A 15,092-nucleotide genomic window follows, 5' to 3' on the forward strand; every position below is an offset into this window, starting at 1 on the left:
TGCAGGCTGTGGCGGAGGCGGGCGCCGGGCAGGGCGCGTCACTCCGCTGCCCGGGTTGGCAGCCGGCATGGGTACAATCGGCGAATCCGATATTGTAAGGCCACGGGCGCGCTTGCCGCCGCGCCGGGCGTGATACCGGCCATTCGCCGGCGCCGCGCCAGCCAGTCCAGAAGCCCGCAGCGACTGCTGCCAACTTTTTCGCCGATGCCCGGAACCGCCGCTGAACCGATCCAGGACCCTGCCGACGCCGACGACGCGCCGGCCCCCGCGCGCGGCAAGGCCGGCGCGGGCAAGGGCAAGGCCGCGGGCTCGGGCACGTCTTCCGCGGCCGCGCGGCTGGCCAAGCTGGGCCTGCGCCGCCCGGTCGACCTGGTGCTGCATTTGCCGATGCGCTACGAGGATGAGACCACGGTGGTGCCGATCGCCGAGGCCATCCACCGTGCCGGGCTCGGGCTGCCGGCGCAGGTGGAAGGCGAAGTCGTCTCCAACGAAGTCACGTTCCGGCCGCGCCGCCAGCTGGTGGTGAAGATTGCCGACGACAGCGGCGAGCTGACCCTGCGCTTCCTGAACTTCTACGGCAGCCAGACCAAGCAGATGGCCGAAGGCGTGCGCCTGCGCGTGCGCGGCGAGGTGCGCGGCGGCTTCTTCGGCGCCGAGATGGTCCACCCGACGGTGCGCCCGGTGCTGGCCGGCGAGGCGCTGCCCGACCGCCTGACGCCGGTGTACCCGTCCACCGCCGGCATCCCGCAGGCCTACCTGCGCAAGGCCATCGGCGGCGCGCTGGTGCGCACTCCCTTGCCCGAGACGCTGCCGCAGCCGGTGCTGAAGGGGCCGCTGGCGCGCCTGCAGCTGCGTCCGCTGGCCGACTGCCTGCGGCTGCTGCACGCGCCGCCGCCGCAGGAAAGCGAGGCCGCGCTGGCCGACCGTTCGCATCCGGCCTGGCAGCGCGTCAAGTTCGACGAACTGCTGGCGCAGCAGATCTCGCTGCGGCGCGCGCACGCGGCGCGCCGCGACAAGACCGCGCCGACCATGCCGCGCCGCGAGGGCGGGCTGCTGACGCGCTTCCTGGCGGCCCTGCCGTTCCGGCTGACCGGCGCGCAGCAGCGCGTGGTCGGCGAAATCGCCGCCGACATGAGCTTGCCGCACCCGATGCACCGGCTGCTGCAGGGCGACGTCGGCAGCGGCAAGACCATCGTCGCCGCGCTGGCCGCGTGCCAGGCCATCGATGCCGGTTTCCAGGCGGCGCTGATGGCGCCCACCGAGATCCTGGCCGAGCAGCATTTCCGCAAGCTGTCGGCGTGGCTGGAGCCGCTGGGCGTACCGGTGGCATGGCTGGCCGGCAGCCAGAAGGCGCGCGACAAGCGCGCGGCCGTGGCCCGCGTGGAATCGGGCGAGGCGCAGCTGGTGATCGGCACCCATGCGCTGATCCAGGACACCGTGCGTTTTGCCAGGCTGGGACTGTCGGTGGTCGACGAGCAGCACCGCTTCGGCGTCGCCCAGCGGCTGGCGCTGCGCGGCAAGGCCGGCGCGGCCGAAGCGCCCGCTGCCATCTGCGCGGCCGAAACCGTGCCGCACCAGCTGATGATGTCGGCTACGCCGATCCCGCGCACGCTGGCCATGACGTACTACGCCGACCTCGACGTCTCGGTGATCGATGAACTGCCGCCGGGGCGCACGCCCATCGTCACGCGCCTGGTCAACGACGAGCGCCGCGACGAGGTGATCGGGCGCATCCACCACGCCGCCGCCGAAGGCCGCCAGGTCTACTGGGTATGCCCGCTGATCGAGGAAAGCGAGGCGCTGCAGCTGCAGACCGCGGTCGAGACCTACGAGACCCTGGTGGCCGCGCTGCCCGACCTGCGCGTGGGCCTGGTGCACGGGCGCCTGCCGCCGGCGGAGAAGGCCGCGGTGATGGACGACTTCAGTGCCAACCGGCTGCAAGTGCTGGTGGCCACCACCGTGATCGAGGTGGGCGTGGACGTCCCCAATGCCTCGCTGATGGTGATCGAGCATGCCGAGCGCTTTGGCCTGGCGCAGCTGCATCAGCTGCGCGGCCGGGTCGGACGCGGCAGCGCCGAATCGGTGTGCCTGCTGATGTACCAGGCGCCGCTGTCGCCCACCGCGCGCGAGCGCCTGGCGACCATGCGCGAGACCACCGACGGCTTCGAGATCGCGCGGCGTGACCTGGAGATCCGCGGCCCGGGCGAATTCCTGGGGGCGCGCCAGTCCGGCGAGGCGATGTTGCGCTTTGCCGACCTGCAGACCGATGCCTGGCTGGTGGAGTACGCCCAGGAGGCGGCCGAGCTGATGCTGGCGCACTATCCGGAAGCGGTGGAAGCGCACTTGGCGCGCTGGCTGGGCGGGCGCGAGCACTACCTGAAGGCCTGATTGAAGTCTTGCTGGCCGGCTTTGTGCCGGAGCCGTCGCATACCGGCTCGCGTGAAGCGGGCACTCTGACAGAACCGGCAATCGAAGGTAAAATCTATCGCCTACCCGGATTTGATAAGTCATGACGCTCACCGAACTCAAGTACATCGTCGCCGTGGCGCGCGAGCGCCATTTCGGCCGGGCCGCCGAAGCCTGCTTCGTGTCGCAGCCGACGCTGTCGGTCGCCATCAAGAAGCTGGAAGACGAGCTCAACGTGCAGATCTTCGAGCGCGGCACCTCCGAGGTGTCGGTGACGTCGGTCGGCGAGCAGATCGTGGCGCAGGCCCAGCGTGTGCTGGAGCAGACCATGGCCATCCGCGAGATCGCCAAGCAGGGCAAGGATCCGCTGGCGGGGCCGCTGCGCGTGGGCGTGATCTACACCATCGGGCCGTACCTGCTGCCGTCGCTGGTCAAGCAGATGATCGACACCGTGCCGCAGATGCCGCTGATGCTGCAGGAGAACTACACCCACAAGCTGATCGAGCTGCTCAAGCAGGGCGAGATCGACTGCGCGGTGATGGCCGAGCCGTTCCCCGATTCCGGCCTGACGGTGCGCCCGCTCTATGACGAACCCTTTGTCGTGGCCGTGCCGCGCGGCCACCAGCTGGCGCAGGCGCACGCGGTCGATCCCGAAGAGCTGAAGCAGCAGACCATGCTGCTGCTGGGCAGCGGCCATTGCTTCCGCGACCACGTACTGGGCGTGTGCCCCGAGCTGTCGCGCTTTTCGCAGGCGGCCGACGGCATCCAGAAGACCTTCGAGGGCTCGTCGCTCGAGACCATCCGCCATATGGTGGCCAGCGGGGTCGGCATCACCGTGCTGCCGCGCACCTCGGTGCCCGACCTGAAGGCCAAGGGCGACATGCTGTCGTACGTGCCGTTTGCCGACCCCGTGCCCGACCGGCGCGTGGTGCTGGCCTGGCGCAAGAGCTTCACCCGCCTGCCGGCGATGGAAGCGCTGGCCAACGCCGTGGCCGCGTGCGACCTGCCCGGCGTGCGCAAGCTCGATGCCAAGGAACTGGCCGAAGCCGCCTGAGCGTCGCGTCGAAGGACTGTCCATGCAACGGCCGCAGCGGAGATTCCGCTGCGGCCGTTGTCATTTCTGCTCCCCGGATCGGATATCTGGCCGCGCTGTCTTGGGGTGGTCACCTGCCGCTGGCATAAGTTTCACTAACCCCAAATAGATTTGACCTAATACATAGGTATAAATAATTAAATTCTCAACCTGATAGATAATTTGTAGACTGGCTCCTGTCGATGCGGATGGCGTCGACGCAAGACAGGAACCGATGATGAGCACCAGCGCCCGTTCACTGAAAACCATACCGATCCAGCCCCGTTTTTCCTTCCGCATGGGGCGCTGCCTGCTCGATTGCCTTGCCTGCTATGCCGCCGCGCACTGACGCGGCATTTGCTTTCAGCCCACCCACAAAGAGGAAAAGATGAGCAAGAAAGACACTCTCACCACTGCCGCCGGCGCACCGGTTGCCGATAACCAGAACTCGCAGACCGCCGGCCCGCGCGGCCCGATGCTGCTGCAGGACGTCTGGTTCCTCGAGAAGCTGGCTCACTTCGACCGCGAAGTCATTCCCGAGCGCCGCGTCCACGCCAAGGGCTCCGGCGCCTACGGCACGCTGCGCATCACGCACGACATCACGAAGTACACCAAGGCCTCGGTGTTTGCCGAGATTGGCAAGGAAACGCCGCTGTTCATCCGCTTCTCCACCGTCGCCGGCGAACGCGGCGCGGCGGACGCCGAGCGCGACGTGCGCGGCTTCTCGATCAAGTTCTATACCGACGAAGGCAACTGGGACCTAGTCGGCAACAACACGCCGGTGTTCTTCGTGCGCGACCCGCTCAAGTTCCCCGACTTCATCCACACGCAGAAGCGCAACCCGCGCACCAACCTGCGCGACCCGATCGCGGTGTGGGACTTCTGGTCGCGCCATCCGGAATCGCTGCACCAGGTCACCATCCTGATGAGCGACCGCGGCCTGCCGCAGAACTACCGGCAGATGCACGGCTTCGGCTCGCACACGTATTCGTTCATCAACGCCAATAACGAGCGCTTCTACGTCAAGTTCCACTTCAAGTCGCAGCAGGGCGTGGAGAACTGGACCAACGAGGAAGCCGCAAAGGTGGTGGCCAACGACCGCGAGAGCGCCCAGCGCGACCTGTTCGACAATATCGAGCGCGGCAACTTCCCGCGCTGGAACCTGCGCGTGCAGGTCATGCCGGAGGCCGAGGCGGCCAAGTACCACATCAACCCGTTCGACCTGACCAAGGTCTGGCCGCACAAGGACTACCCGCTGATCGACGTGGGCGTGGTCGAGCTCAACCGCAATCCGGACAACTACTTTGCCGAGGTCGAGCAGGTGGCAATGAACCCCGCCAATATCGTGCCCGGCATCGGCTTCTCGCCCGACAAGATGCTGCAGGGGCGGCTGTTCTCGTATGGCGACACGCAGCGCTACCGCCTGGGCATCAACCACGCCCAGATCCCGGTCAATGCGCCGAAATGCCCGTTCCACAACAGCTTCCACCGCGACGGCGCGATGCGCGTGGACGGCAACCAGGGCGGCAAGCTCAACTACGAGCCCAACCGCGAAAGCGCCTACGCCGCCAGCGAGCGCGCGATCGAGCCGCCGCTGGCGCTCGACGGCGCCGCCGACCGCTGGGACCACCGCGTCGATACCGACTACTACAGCCAGCCCGGCGCGCTGTTCCGCCTGTTCGACGAAGGCCAGCGCCAGCGCCTGTTCGCCAATATCGCCGCGGCGATGCAGGGCGTGCCGGAGGCCATCGTGCGCGTGCAGCTGGAGCACTTCAGCAAGGCCGACCCGGCCTATGGCGAAGGCGTGAAGCGGGCGCTCAACCTGCAATAAGCGCCCGCCCGGCAACGGCCATCCGGCGCGGGGTTTGGCCGGGACCGTTGCCGGGTGCAATAATGCGGGGTACCGCGCCGCCCGGCCCCGAATCGGCAAGTCCGGCGGCGCTCCTCGTGGCTATACCTGAACGGAGCGTATCTACCATGGCAAAGAAGAACGAGATGAGCGTGAATATCGGTATTTCCGACAAGGACCGCAAAAAGATCGCGGAAGGGCTGTCCAAGCTGCTGGCCGACACCTATACCCTCTACCTCAAGACCCACAACTTCCACTGGAACGTGACGGGTCCGATGTTCAATACGCTGCATCTGATGTTCGAGACCCAGTACAACGAACTGGCGCTGGCCGTGGACTCGATCGCCGAGCGTATCCGCGCGCTGGGCTACCCGGCCCCGGGCACCTACAAGGAATACGCGCGCCTGTCGTCGATCGCCGAGGAAGAGGGCGTGCCCGAGGCCACCGACATGATCCGCAAGCTGGTCGAGGGCCAGGAAGCCGTGGTGCGCACCGCGCGCTCGATCTTCCCGGTGATCGATGCCGCCGGCGACGAGCCCTCGGCCGACCTGCTGACCCAGCGCATGCAGACGCACGAAAAAACCGCATGGATGCTGCGTTCGATGCTGGCCTGAGGCCGGCTCGCCCGCCTGGCTGCCGCGCCTGCGGCAGCCGGTACAGCGCGTCGCAGCCATCCGGGCTGCGGCGCGTTTTCATTGAATCGCCCGCCCCGGATCCACGCCGTGCAGACCCTCTCGCCGTTGCCCCCCACCCCCATGCTTGAACGCCTTGCCCTCTACGCGCGCCTGGTGCGCATCGACAAGCCCATCGGCACGCTGCTGCTGCTGTGGCCGACGCTGTGGGCCATGTGGATGGCGGCGGACGGGCCGCCGCGCTGGGGCCTGTTCTGGATCTTCGTCGCGGGCACCTTCCTGATGCGCTCGGCCGGCTGTGCCATCAACGACTGGGCCGACCGCGACTTCGACAAGCACGTCAAGCGCACCCGGGAACGGCCGCTGACGGCCGGCAAGATCGCCGCGTGGGAAGCGCTGGCGGTGGCCGCCGTGCTGGCGCTGGTGGCCTTCATGCTGGTGCTGCCGCTGAATGCGCTGACCAAGTGGCTGGCGGTCGTGGCGGCGGTGGTGGCCGGGACTTACCCGTTCTTCAAGCGCTTCTTTGCGATTCCGCAGGCCTACCTGGGGATCGCGTTCGGCTTCGGCATCCCGATGGCGTTCGCCGCGATCCAGGACCAGGTGCCGCCGGTGGCATGGCTGATGCTGCTGGCCAATGTGTTCTGGGCAGTAGCGTATGACACAGCCTATGCCATGGTGGATCGCGACGACGACCTGCTGATCGGCATGAAGACCTCGGCCATCACCTTCGGGCGCTTCGACGTGGCGGCGATCATGCTGTGCTATGCCGCGTTCTTTGCCCTGATGGCGTGGGCGGGCGTGCTGCTGGGCCTGGGGTGGCCGTACTGGGTGGGGCTGGTTGCCGCGATCGGCTGTGCCGGCTACCACTACACGCTGATCCGCGAGCGCGACCGGATGCGGTGCTTCGCGGCGTTCCGGCACAACAACTGGCTGGGGGCTTGCGTGTTTGCCGGGACGGCGCTGGCGTATGCGGTGCGGTGATTGATCCCTGCCGGTTTGCTCCCCTCTCCCGCCTGCGGGCGAGGGTAGCGTTCACAAGGGGCGGCGGCCAGCTCAGAGCGCCTGCGGGCTGACCGCCCCTTAATCCTTCCCGAACTCCGCCCCCATCTCCTTGCCGCGCGCCGCGGCCGCGTGCATCGCCCGCACGAAGGCATCGGCGATGCCCGAGGCCTCCATCGACGTCAGCGCCGCATGGGTGGTCCCCCCCTTCGACGTCACGCGCTCGCGCAGCGTCGCCACCGGTTCGGGTGACTGCCCCGCCAGCGTGGCCGCGCCGCGGAAGGTTTCCACCGCGAGGTCGCGTCCCTGTTCGGCGCTCAGTCCCAGTTCGGTGGCGGCGCGCTGCATCGCCTCGATGAAATAGAACACATAGGCCGGGCCGCTGCCGGAAATCGCAGTGACGGCGTCGATCTGGTCGTCGCCATCGACCCAGACGCACTTGCCGACGGCCTCGGCCACGGCGCTGGCAATGGCGCGGTCTTTGGCCGACAGCCCGGCCGGCGCGGCCAGCCCCGTCATGCCCATGCCCGACAGCGCCGGCGTATTCGGCATCGCGCGCACCACGCGGTTGCGCCCGCCGAGCCAGCGCTGCATGTCCTGCAGCCGGATGCCGGCGGCCACGCTGATCACCAGGTTGCCCGGGCCATCGCCCGGCAGGTGCGGCAGCAGTTGCTCCGTGGCGTCGCGGAACTGCTGCGGCTTGACCGCCAGCACCAGCACATCGCTGGCGCCGAAGGCGGCGTCCGGCGCTCCGGCCGCATGCACGCCGAGGTCGCGCGCCAGGCGCTGCTGCGCTTCCGGGAACGGGTCGACCACGCGGATCGCGCCGGCGGGCACGCCGCGAGCGATCAGGCCGCCGATCAGTGCGGAAGCCATGTTGCCGCCGCCAAGAAAACCGAAGGTGAGGGTGTCGAGCATGAAGGTCTCTGGGGTCTGAAAGATTCCGGTCGGGGCGCGGACGTCAGCCGCGCGCGCCGAAGATGGCGGTGCCGATCCGCACCAGGGTCGCGCCCTCGGCGATGGCGGCCTCCATGTCGCCCGACATGCCCATCGACAGCGTGTCGAGCGCCAGCCCGTCGGCGCGCAGCGCCTGCAGCATGGTGCGCATGGTGGCGAACGGGCGGCGTTGCGCGGCGGGGTCGTGCGCGGGTTCGGGGATCGCCATCAGCCCGCGCAGTTGCAGGCCGGGCAGGGCCGCGACCGCATGCGCCAGCGCGGGCACCTCGGCCGGGGCGACGCCGCTCTTGCTGGCTTCGCCGCTGATATTGACCTGGATGCAGACTTGCAGCGCCGGCATGCCGGCCGGGCGCTGGGCCGACAGCCGCTCGGCGATCTTGAGCCGGTCGATGGTGTGGACCCAGTCGAAATGTTCCGCCACCGGCCGCGTCTTGTTGCTTTGCAGCGGGCCGATGAAATGCCATTGCAGGCGGTCGCGCAGGTCGGCCAGCGCGGCGATCTTGTCGATGCCTTCCTGGACGTAGTTTTCACCGAATTCGCGCTGTCCGGCGGCGTATGCGGCCCTTATTCGGTCGGGGGAAACGGTCTTGGAAACGGCCAGCAGGGCGATGTCCGCGGCTTGCCTGCCGGCCTGTTGTGCTGCCGCCGCAATGCCCTGGCGCACGGCTTGCAAGTTGGCGGCAATCACAGACATAATCCGGCGAACATATATATAAAAGGTACGTCAAGTACCGATAACAAATCAGGGTGGGGTCATTATAGATGGACATCGCGCAGCTATTGGCTTTCGCCGTCAAGAACAAGGCGTCCGATCTTCATCTGTCCGCGGACATGCCGCCGATGGTGCGGATCCACGGCGACATGCGCCGCATCAACGTCGCCTCGATGACGCACAAGGATGTCCACGCCATGGTGTACGACATCATGAGCGACACCCAGCGCAAGGCCTACGAGGAACGCCTCGAAATCGATTTCTCGTTCGAGATCGCCGGCCTGTCGCGCTTCCGCGTCAATGCCTATAACACCCAGCGCGGCGCCGCCGCGGTATTCCGTACCATTCCGTCCAAGGTGCTGACGCTGGAAGAGTTGCGCGCGCCGGCGGTGTTTGCCGACCTGTGCATGAAGCCGCGCGGGCTGGTGCTGGTGACGGGCCCGACCGGCTCGGGCAAGTCCACCACGCTGGCGGCGATGGTCGACCACCGCAATGAAAACGACATGGGCCACATCCTCACGGTGGAGGACCCGATCGAATTCGTGCACAGCTCCAAGAAGAGCCTGATCAACCAGCGCGAACTGGGGCCGCATACGCATTCGTTTGCCAACGCGCTGCGCTCGGCGCTGCGCGAAGACCCCGACGTGATCCTGGTAGGCGAACTGCGCGACCTCGAAACCATCCGCCTGGCGCTGACCGCGGCCGAGACCGGCCACCTGGTCTTCGGCACGCTGCACACCAGCTCGGCGGCCAAGACCATCGACCGCGTGGTCGACGTGTTCCCGCCCGAAGAGAAGGACATGGTGCGCACCATGCTGTCGGAATCGCTGGAGGCGGTGATCTCGCAGACGCTGCTGAAGACCCGCGACGGCAACGGCCGCACCGCCGCGCACGAGATCATGATCGCCACGCCCGCGATCCGCCACCTGATCCGCGAAAACAAGATCGCGCAGATGTACTCGATGATGCAGACCAGCAGCGGGCTGGGCATGCAGACGCTGGACCAGTGCCTGTCGGACCTGATCAAGCGCAGCGTCATCAGCTACAACGATGCGCGCGCGATTGCCAAGAACCCGGACGCGTTCATGGGCTGAGGCCCGCCTTCGCTCTTCCTCCTGCAGGACACCGCCATGCTCGACCGCGAATCCGCCGCCAAGTACATCAACGACCTGCTGGAGCTGATGGTCAGCAACCGCGGCTCGGACCTGTTCATCACTTCGGACTTCCCGCCGGCGATCAAGGTCGACGGCAAGATCACGCCGGTGTCGCAGCAGCCGCTGAACCCGACCCAGGCGCTCGGCCTGGTGCGCTCGGTGATGAACGAGCGCCAGGTGCAGGACTTCGACACCAGCCGCGAATGCAACTTCGCGATCAGCGCGCCCAAGGCCGGGCGCTTCCGCGTCTCGGCCTTTATCCAGCAGGGCAAGGCCGGCATGGTGGTGCGCACCATCAATACGCGCATCCCGTCGGTGGCCGACCTGGACCTGCCGCAGACGCTGCATGACGTGGTGATGGCCAAGCGCGGGCTGGTGATCGTCACCGGCGCCACCGGCTCGGGCAAGTCGACCACGCTGGCGGCAATGCTGGACCACCGCAACGCGCACTCCTACGGCCACATCATCACCATCGAGGATCCGATCGAGTACGTGCACGCGCACCAGAACTGCATCGTCACGCAGCGCGAGGTCGGCATCGATACCGAGTCCTGGCACGTGGCGCTGAAGAACACGCTGCGCCAGGCGCCCGACGTGATCCTGATCGGCGAGATCCGCGACCGCGAGACCATGGAGTACGCGATGCAGTACGCCGAGACCGGCCACCTGTGCCTGGCCACGCTGCACGCCAACAACGCCAACCAGGCGATCGACCGCGTGGTCAACTTCTTCCCCGAGGAAAAGCGCCAGCAACTGCTGATCGACCTGTCGCTGAACCTGAAGGCGATGATCTCGCAGCGCCTGCTGCCGCGCGCGGGCCGCAAGGGCCGGGTGCCGGCGGTGGAGATCATGATCGGCACGCCGCTGGTGGCCGACCTGATCTTCAAGGGCGAGATCCACGAGCTCAAGGAAGTCATCAAGAAGTCGCGCGAGCAGGGCATGATCTCGTTCGACCAGGCGCTGTTCGACCTGTACGAGCAGGGCAAGATCACCTACGAGGACGCGCTGCGCAACGCCGACTCGCTCAACGACCTGCGCCTGATGATCAAGCTGCACAGCACGCATGCCAAGGACTCGGACCTGGGCGCCGGCACCGAGCACCTCAACGTCATCTGAGGGCTGCGCGGCGACGCGCATGGCGGTATGCTTGGCTATCTACAGGAGTCTGCCATGAGCAATGTCTACCAGTTCGAAGCCAACTCGCTCGCCGGCCAGCCGGTGCCGCTGTCGCAGTTCCAGGGCAAGGTGATGCTGGTGGTCAATACCGCCAGCGAATGCGGTTTCACCCCGCAGTACGAAGGCCTGCAGAAGCTCTATGACGAATACCACGAGCGGGGCCTGGAAGTGCTGGGCTTCCCGTGCAACCAGTTCGGCAAGCAGGAACCGGGCGATGCGCAGCAGATCGGACAGTTCTGCGAAACGCGTTTCGCGGTGCGCTTCCCGATGTTCGCCAAGATCGACGTCAACGGCCCCAACGCCCATCCGCTGTACCAGTGGCTGACCACCGAAAAGCGTGGCGTGCTCGGTACCCAGGGCATCAAGTGGAACTTCACCAAGTTCCTGCTGCGCCGCGACGGCACCGTGTACAAGCGCTATGCGCCGACCGTCAAGCCGGCAGAACTGCGCGCCGACGTCGAGCGGCTGCTGTCCGACCCGGCCGCCTGAGCCTCAGGTGCCGCTCGCGCGCACCGCGCGCAGGAAGCCGTTGAGCGAGCGCTCCGGGGTTTCGTGGAACTGGTCGTCGAGCATGCGGATGGCGCGGCAGCGGTCGAGCCGGAAGCTGCGGTAGTCTTCGCGCGTGGTGCACCACGTCGCCAGCAGCCAGGCATTGCCCCAGAAGAACAGCCCCAGCGGCATCACCACGCGTTCGGTGATGCGCTGCTGCGCGTCGCAGTAGTCGAGCTGCAGCAGCTTGTGCGCGCCCAGCGCGCCATGCACCACGTCGAAGGCCTCGCGCACGTGCGCCTGGTTGACGTACTCGGGCGCGAACACGCGGCTTTGCTGCGCCGCCAGCCGGCGCGGCGACGGCAGCGCGGCCATCAGCTTCTCCAGCGCCGGATCGGCCGCGGCGGCCAGCGCGCCGCCGCCCCAGGCCTTCAGCAGCCGCAGGCCGGCAACCAGCGCTTCCACTTCCATGGCGGTGAACATCAGTGGCGGGACGTCGAAGTCGGCGCGCAGCCGGTAGCCGATGCCGGCCTCGCCCTCGACCGGCACGCCCGACAGCGACAGCGCCTGGATATCACGGTAGACGGTGCGTTCCGAGACCCCGAGCCGCTGCGCCAGCAGCGCCGCCGTGGTCAGGCGGCGGCCGCGCAGCACCTGAACGATCTGGAACAGGCGGTCGGCGCGGCGGCTCATCGGTCAGCGTGGCCCATGGCGGTCATGCGGCCACCGGCTCGTGCAGGCCGATGCGGTTGCCCTCGCTGTCGGTGATATGCGCGATGCGGCCGATCTCGCCCGGCAGGCGCAGCGGCCCGAACACGGTCTTGCCGCCGGCGCGCGTGGCGCGCGCCAGCAGCGAATCGAGTTCGGGCGCGTGCAGGTACGGCACCGTGCCGTAGTAGTTGCTGGGCCGGTAGCCTTCGCCGGCGACCAGCGCGCCGCCGGGATCGGGGTGCGGGAACACGGCCATGTCGACCTGGCTCATGGTTTCGCGGCGCAGCTTGATATCGAACACCTGCTCGTAGAAACCGATGGCGCGGGGCATGTCGACGACGGGGATTTCCAGCCAATTGATCAGGCGTTGGCTCATGATGGGCTCCTGGGTTCCATAGGTAGGGGAGTGAGGAGCTCGCATCATGCGCGGGGGCTGCTGACAGCGTGCTGTCAGGAGGATGTCAGGGCGAAAGGTCAGTGCGGCATCCACGCCGCCATCACCGGCACCAGGATCGCGGTCAGCACGCCGTTCAGGCCCATGCCGAGCGCGGCGAAGGCGCCGGCCTCCTGGTTGACCTGGAACGCGCGCGCGGTGCCGATACCGTGCGCCGCCACCCCGGTGGCAAAGCCGCGCACGCTGTAGTCGCGAATGCGCAGCAGGTTCAGCAGCATGGTCGCGCTGACCGCGCCGATGATGCCGGTGCCCATCACCAGCACCGCCGTCAGCGACGGCAGCCCGCCGATCTTCTCGGCCACGCCCATGGCGATCGGGATCGTCACCGACTTGGGCGCGAGCGAGCGCACCGTTTCCGGCGAGGCGCCGAGCAGCCAGGCAATGCCCACCGCCGACACCACCGCCACCACCGAGCCCGCCACCAGTCCCGCCAGCAGCGGGAACACATGGGTGCGCAGCTTGGGCAGCTGCAGGTACAGCGGCACCGCCAGCGCCACCGTCGCCGGGCCCAGCAGGAAGTGCACGAACTGCGCGCCGTCGAAGTAGGTCTTATAGGGCGTGCCGGTGACGGTCAGCACCGTGACCAGCAGCGCCACCGCGATCATCACCGGGTTGGCCAGCGGCGAGAAGCGCGATTTCTCGTAGATGCGGAAGGCGAACACATAGGCCAGCAGCGTCGCGGTCAGGCCCACCAGCGGGCTGGCGGCCAGGTAGACCCAGATCTCGTTCAGGCGCGGCGTCATCATGCCTGTTCCCCCTTGGCGTCGGCATGCGGCGCGTCGGGCGTGCCGGAACGCTTGCGCATCAGCATGCGCGTGACCACGGCGGTGGTGGCGATGGCCAGCCAGGTGGACACCACCAGCGCGACCAGGATCGGCATCCACTCGCCCTCGATGCGGTTGGCGTGGACCATGATGCCGACGCCGGCCGGCACGAACAGCAGCGACAGGTGCTTGAGCAGCTCGGTGGTGGTGCCCTGGATCACGGGCAGCAGCCGGTCGTCGAAGACGAGCCAGCCGAACAGCAGGATCATGCCGAGCACTGGGCCGGGCACGGGCAGGGTCAGCGCGTAGCTGATCACCTCGCCGACGGACTGGAAAACCAACAGGATGGCAAAGGTCTGGAGCATGGGGGCGGTCATGGTTGTGCATTGCCCCCTCTCCCGCAGGCGGGAGAGGGGAGACAACCACGGCCGGGGTGTTATCCCAGCATCCGGTCGACCAGTTCGATCCAGTGCATGACCGGCGTATCGGTGCCGCCCTGCAGGTGCGAGATGCAGCCGATATTGGCCGAGACGATGGCTTCGGGCTGCGTCGCCTGCAGTTTGGCGAGCTTGTCGTCGCGCAGGCGCTGGGACAGTTCCGGCTGCAGCACCGAGTAAGTGCCCGCCGAGCCGCAGCACAGGTGGCTGTCAGCGCAGAGTTTGACTTCCACGCCGAGGCCGGTCAAGAGCGCTTCGACTTTGCCGCGGATCTGCTGGCCGTGCTGCAGCGTGCAGGGCGGGTGGTAGGCCACGCGCCGGCCGTCGCGCGGCACCGCGCCGGCGGCGGCGTGCAGGTCGTCGGCAAAGTCCGGCAGGACCTCGGACAGGTCGCGCGTCAGCGCCGAGATGCGGCGCGCGCGCTCGGCATAGGCGGGATCGTTGCGCAGCAGGTGGCCGTAGTCCTTGACCATCGCACCGCAGCCCGATGCGGTCATCACGATGGCTTCGGCGCCGGCTTCGACATGCGGCCACCAGGCGTCGATATTGCGGCGCATATTGTCGAGGCCGCCATCGTGGTCGCCGGTGTGGAAGCGGATCGCGCCGCAGCAGCCGGCCTCGCGCGCCACCACCAGTTGTACGCCGACACGGTCGAACACGCGCGCGGTGGCGGCATTGATGTTGGGCGACATTGCCGGCTGCACGCAACCGTCGAGCAACAGCATCTTGCGCGCATGCGTGTTGCGCGGCCACGCGCCGGGCGCGGCGCTGGCCGACAGCGGCGGCACCTTGGCGCGCAGCGTGCCCGGCAGCAGCGGGCGCACCATCTGGCCCAGGCGCAGCGCGGTGCCGAACAGCGCCGGCCGCGTCAGCCCCTCGCGCAGCACCCAGCGCGCGATGCGCTGGCTGGCGGGACGCCGCACGCCTTCGGCCTCGAGCTTGTCGTCGACCAGCTGGCGGCCGATGTCGACCAGGCGGCCATAGCGCACGCCGGAGGGGCAGGTCGATTCGCAGTTGCGGCAGGTCAGGCAACGGTCCAGGTGCAGGCGCGTGCTTTCGGTGATGGCATGGCCTTCGAGCACCTGCTTCATCAGGTAGATGCGCCCGCGCGGCCCGTCCAGTTCATCGCCGAGCAACTGGTAGGTGGGGCAGGTGGCGGTGCAGAAGCCGCAATGCACGCACTTGCCGACGATGGATTTGGCTTCCTCGCCTTCGGGCGTGTCGCGGAGAAAATCGGCCAGGGTCGTTTGCATGATGTGGGGTGTAGTGCCTGGAGTGTC

At 67.8% G+C, this 15,092-nt stretch carries 15 protein-coding genes; 8 read left to right on the top strand and 7 right to left on the bottom strand.

Annotation, left to right across the window (positions count from 1 at the left end):
- Positions 1 to 204 precede the first annotated feature (204 nt).
- The 5 genes from recG to ubiA all read left to right on the top strand — a co-directional run bounded on the left by recG (position 205) and on the right by ubiA (position 6,940).
- Complete coding sequence (recG, locus tag GA0116996_RS00905) at positions 205 to 2,388, top strand: ATP-dependent DNA helicase RecG (RefSeq protein WP_092306459.1); 2,184 nt, start codon at positions 205 to 207, stop codon at positions 2,386 to 2,388.
- A 121-nt stretch (positions 2,389 to 2,509) separates the two neighbouring features.
- Entirely contained in the window at positions 2,510 to 3,460 is a 951-nt protein-coding gene (locus GA0116996_RS00910; RefSeq protein ID WP_062801683.1) for a LysR substrate-binding domain-containing protein, read from the top strand.
- A gap of 406 nt (positions 3,461 to 3,866) precedes the next feature.
- The gene (locus tag GA0116996_RS00915; protein ID WP_092306461.1) at positions 3,867 to 5,309 is read left to right on the top strand and encodes a catalase; all 1,443 of its coding nucleotides are present in this window, start codon (positions 3,867 to 3,869) and stop codon (positions 5,307 to 5,309) included.
- Between the two features lie 146 nt (positions 5,310 to 5,455).
- The gene (locus tag GA0116996_RS00920) at positions 5,456 to 5,941 is read left to right on the top strand and encodes a Dps family protein (RefSeq protein WP_092306463.1); all 486 of its coding nucleotides are present in this window, start codon (positions 5,456 to 5,458) and stop codon (positions 5,939 to 5,941) included.
- A gap of 141 nt (positions 5,942 to 6,082) precedes the next feature.
- Positions 6,083 to 6,940 carry a 4-hydroxybenzoate octaprenyltransferase gene (gene ubiA / locus GA0116996_RS00925; RefSeq protein WP_092306465.1) on the top strand — a complete coding sequence of 286 codons (858 nt, stop codon included), beginning with the start codon at positions 6,083 to 6,085 and terminating at the stop codon, positions 6,938 to 6,940.
- Between the two features lie 99 nt (positions 6,941 to 7,039).
- On the opposite strand, the gene proC is transcribed toward ubiA, so the two are convergent.
- On the bottom strand, positions 7,040 to 7,876 hold the full coding sequence (proC, locus tag GA0116996_RS00930; protein ID WP_092306467.1) for a pyrroline-5-carboxylate reductase: 837 nt from the start codon (positions 7,874 to 7,876) through the stop codon (positions 7,040 to 7,042).
- Between the two features lie 43 nt (positions 7,877 to 7,919).
- Positions 7,920 to 8,609: a YggS family pyridoxal phosphate-dependent enzyme gene (locus tag GA0116996_RS00935; RefSeq protein WP_092306469.1), complete on the bottom strand. Its 690-nt coding sequence runs from the start codon at positions 8,607 to 8,609 to the stop codon at positions 7,920 to 7,922.
- Positions 8,610 to 8,677: 68 nt separating this feature from the next.
- Between GA0116996_RS00935 and GA0116996_RS00940 the strand changes: the two genes are divergently transcribed.
- Genes GA0116996_RS00940 through GA0116996_RS00950 form a run of 3 tightly spaced genes read left to right on the top strand, consistent with a single transcriptional unit; the run spans position 8,678 to position 11,446 of the window.
- Positions 8,678 to 9,721 carry a type IV pilus twitching motility protein PilT gene (locus GA0116996_RS00940; protein WP_025583874.1) on the top strand — a complete coding sequence of 348 codons (1,044 nt, stop codon included), beginning with the start codon at positions 8,678 to 8,680 and terminating at the stop codon, positions 9,719 to 9,721.
- Between the two features lie 36 nt (positions 9,722 to 9,757).
- A complete protein-coding gene (locus GA0116996_RS00945) occupies positions 9,758 to 10,897 on the top strand; it encodes a PilT/PilU family type 4a pilus ATPase (RefSeq protein WP_092306471.1) in 1,140 nt (379 codons plus the stop codon).
- Positions 10,898 to 10,951: 54 nt separating this feature from the next.
- Positions 10,952 to 11,446 carry a glutathione peroxidase gene (locus GA0116996_RS00950; RefSeq protein ID WP_092306473.1) on the top strand — a complete coding sequence of 165 codons (495 nt, stop codon included), beginning with the start codon at positions 10,952 to 10,954 and terminating at the stop codon, positions 11,444 to 11,446.
- A 3-nt stretch (positions 11,447 to 11,449) separates the two neighbouring features.
- Here GA0116996_RS00950 and GA0116996_RS00955 read toward each other — a convergent pair whose 3' ends face one another.
- From GA0116996_RS00955 to glcF, 5 genes are all read right to left on the bottom strand, one after another.
- The gene (locus tag GA0116996_RS00955) at positions 11,450 to 12,139 is read right to left on the bottom strand and encodes a helix-turn-helix transcriptional regulator (protein ID WP_092306474.1); all 690 of its coding nucleotides are present in this window, start codon (positions 12,137 to 12,139) and stop codon (positions 11,450 to 11,452) included.
- Positions 12,140 to 12,161: 22 nt separating this feature from the next.
- Complete coding sequence (locus tag GA0116996_RS00960) at positions 12,162 to 12,533, bottom strand: VOC family protein (RefSeq protein ID WP_208601223.1); 372 nt, start codon at positions 12,531 to 12,533, stop codon at positions 12,162 to 12,164.
- Between the two features lie 98 nt (positions 12,534 to 12,631).
- Positions 12,632 to 13,357 (bottom strand): LrgB family protein, encoded by a 726-nt coding sequence (locus tag GA0116996_RS00965; RefSeq protein ID WP_082819011.1) that lies wholly within the window; start codon positions 13,355 to 13,357, stop codon positions 12,632 to 12,634.
- Positions 13,354 to 13,740: a CidA/LrgA family protein gene (locus GA0116996_RS00970; RefSeq protein ID WP_092307328.1), complete on the bottom strand. Its 387-nt coding sequence runs from the start codon at positions 13,738 to 13,740 to the stop codon at positions 13,354 to 13,356. Before GA0116996_RS00970 ends, GA0116996_RS00965 begins: the two co-directional genes overlap by 4 nt.
- Before the next feature lie 71 nt (positions 13,741 to 13,811).
- Entirely contained in the window at positions 13,812 to 15,065 is a 1,254-nt protein-coding gene (gene glcF, locus GA0116996_RS00975) for a glycolate oxidase subunit GlcF (protein ID WP_062801673.1), read from the bottom strand.
- Between the last annotated feature and the right edge of the window lie 27 nt (positions 15,066 to 15,092).

It is taken from the genome of Cupriavidus alkaliphilus, assembly GCF_900094595.1.
GTDB lineage: Bacteria > Pseudomonadota > Gammaproteobacteria > Burkholderiales > Burkholderiaceae > Cupriavidus > Cupriavidus alkaliphilus.

What these genes read in the sequence shown, in the direction of transcription:
- GA0116996_RS00960 (WP_208601223.1), bottom strand. Translation starts at nt 12,533, where the DNA reads ATGAGCCAACGCCTGATCAATTGGCTGGAAATCCCCGTCGTCGACATG.
- GA0116996_RS00950 (WP_092306473.1), top strand. Translation starts at nt 10,952, where the DNA reads ATGAGCAATGTCTACCAGTTCGAAGCCAACTCGCTCGCCGGCCAGCCG.
- GA0116996_RS00920 (WP_092306463.1), top strand. Translation starts at nt 5,456, where the DNA reads ATGGCAAAGAAGAACGAGATGAGCGTGAATATCGGTATTTCCGACAAG.
- GA0116996_RS00945 (WP_092306471.1), top strand. Translation starts at nt 9,758, where the DNA reads ATGCTCGACCGCGAATCCGCCGCCAAGTACATCAACGACCTGCTGGAG.
- GA0116996_RS00965 (WP_082819011.1), bottom strand. Translation starts at nt 13,357, where the DNA reads ATGATGACGCCGCGCCTGAACGAGATCTGGGTCTACCTGGCCGCCAGC.
- ubiA (WP_092306465.1), top strand. Translation starts at nt 6,083, where the DNA reads ATGCTTGAACGCCTTGCCCTCTACGCGCGCCTGGTGCGCATCGACAAG.
- glcF (WP_062801673.1), bottom strand. Translation starts at nt 15,065, where the DNA reads ATGCAAACGACCCTGGCCGATTTTCTCCGCGACACGCCCGAAGGCGAG.
- GA0116996_RS00940 (WP_025583874.1), top strand. Translation starts at nt 8,678, where the DNA reads ATGGACATCGCGCAGCTATTGGCTTTCGCCGTCAAGAACAAGGCGTCC.
- recG (WP_092306459.1), top strand. Translation starts at nt 205, where the DNA reads ATGCCCGGAACCGCCGCTGAACCGATCCAGGACCCTGCCGACGCCGAC.
- GA0116996_RS00955 (WP_092306474.1), bottom strand. Translation starts at nt 12,139, where the DNA reads ATGAGCCGCCGCGCCGACCGCCTGTTCCAGATCGTTCAGGTGCTGCGC.
- GA0116996_RS00910 (WP_062801683.1), top strand. Translation starts at nt 2,510, where the DNA reads ATGACGCTCACCGAACTCAAGTACATCGTCGCCGTGGCGCGCGAGCGC.
- proC (WP_092306467.1), bottom strand. Translation starts at nt 7,876, where the DNA reads ATGCTCGACACCCTCACCTTCGGTTTTCTTGGCGGCGGCAACATGGCT.
- GA0116996_RS00935 (WP_092306469.1), bottom strand. Translation starts at nt 8,609, where the DNA reads ATGTCTGTGATTGCCGCCAACTTGCAAGCCGTGCGCCAGGGCATTGCG.
- GA0116996_RS00915 (WP_092306461.1), top strand. Translation starts at nt 3,867, where the DNA reads ATGAGCAAGAAAGACACTCTCACCACTGCCGCCGGCGCACCGGTTGCC.
- GA0116996_RS00970 (WP_092307328.1), bottom strand. Translation starts at nt 13,740, where the DNA reads ATGCTCCAGACCTTTGCCATCCTGTTGGTTTTCCAGTCCGTCGGCGAG.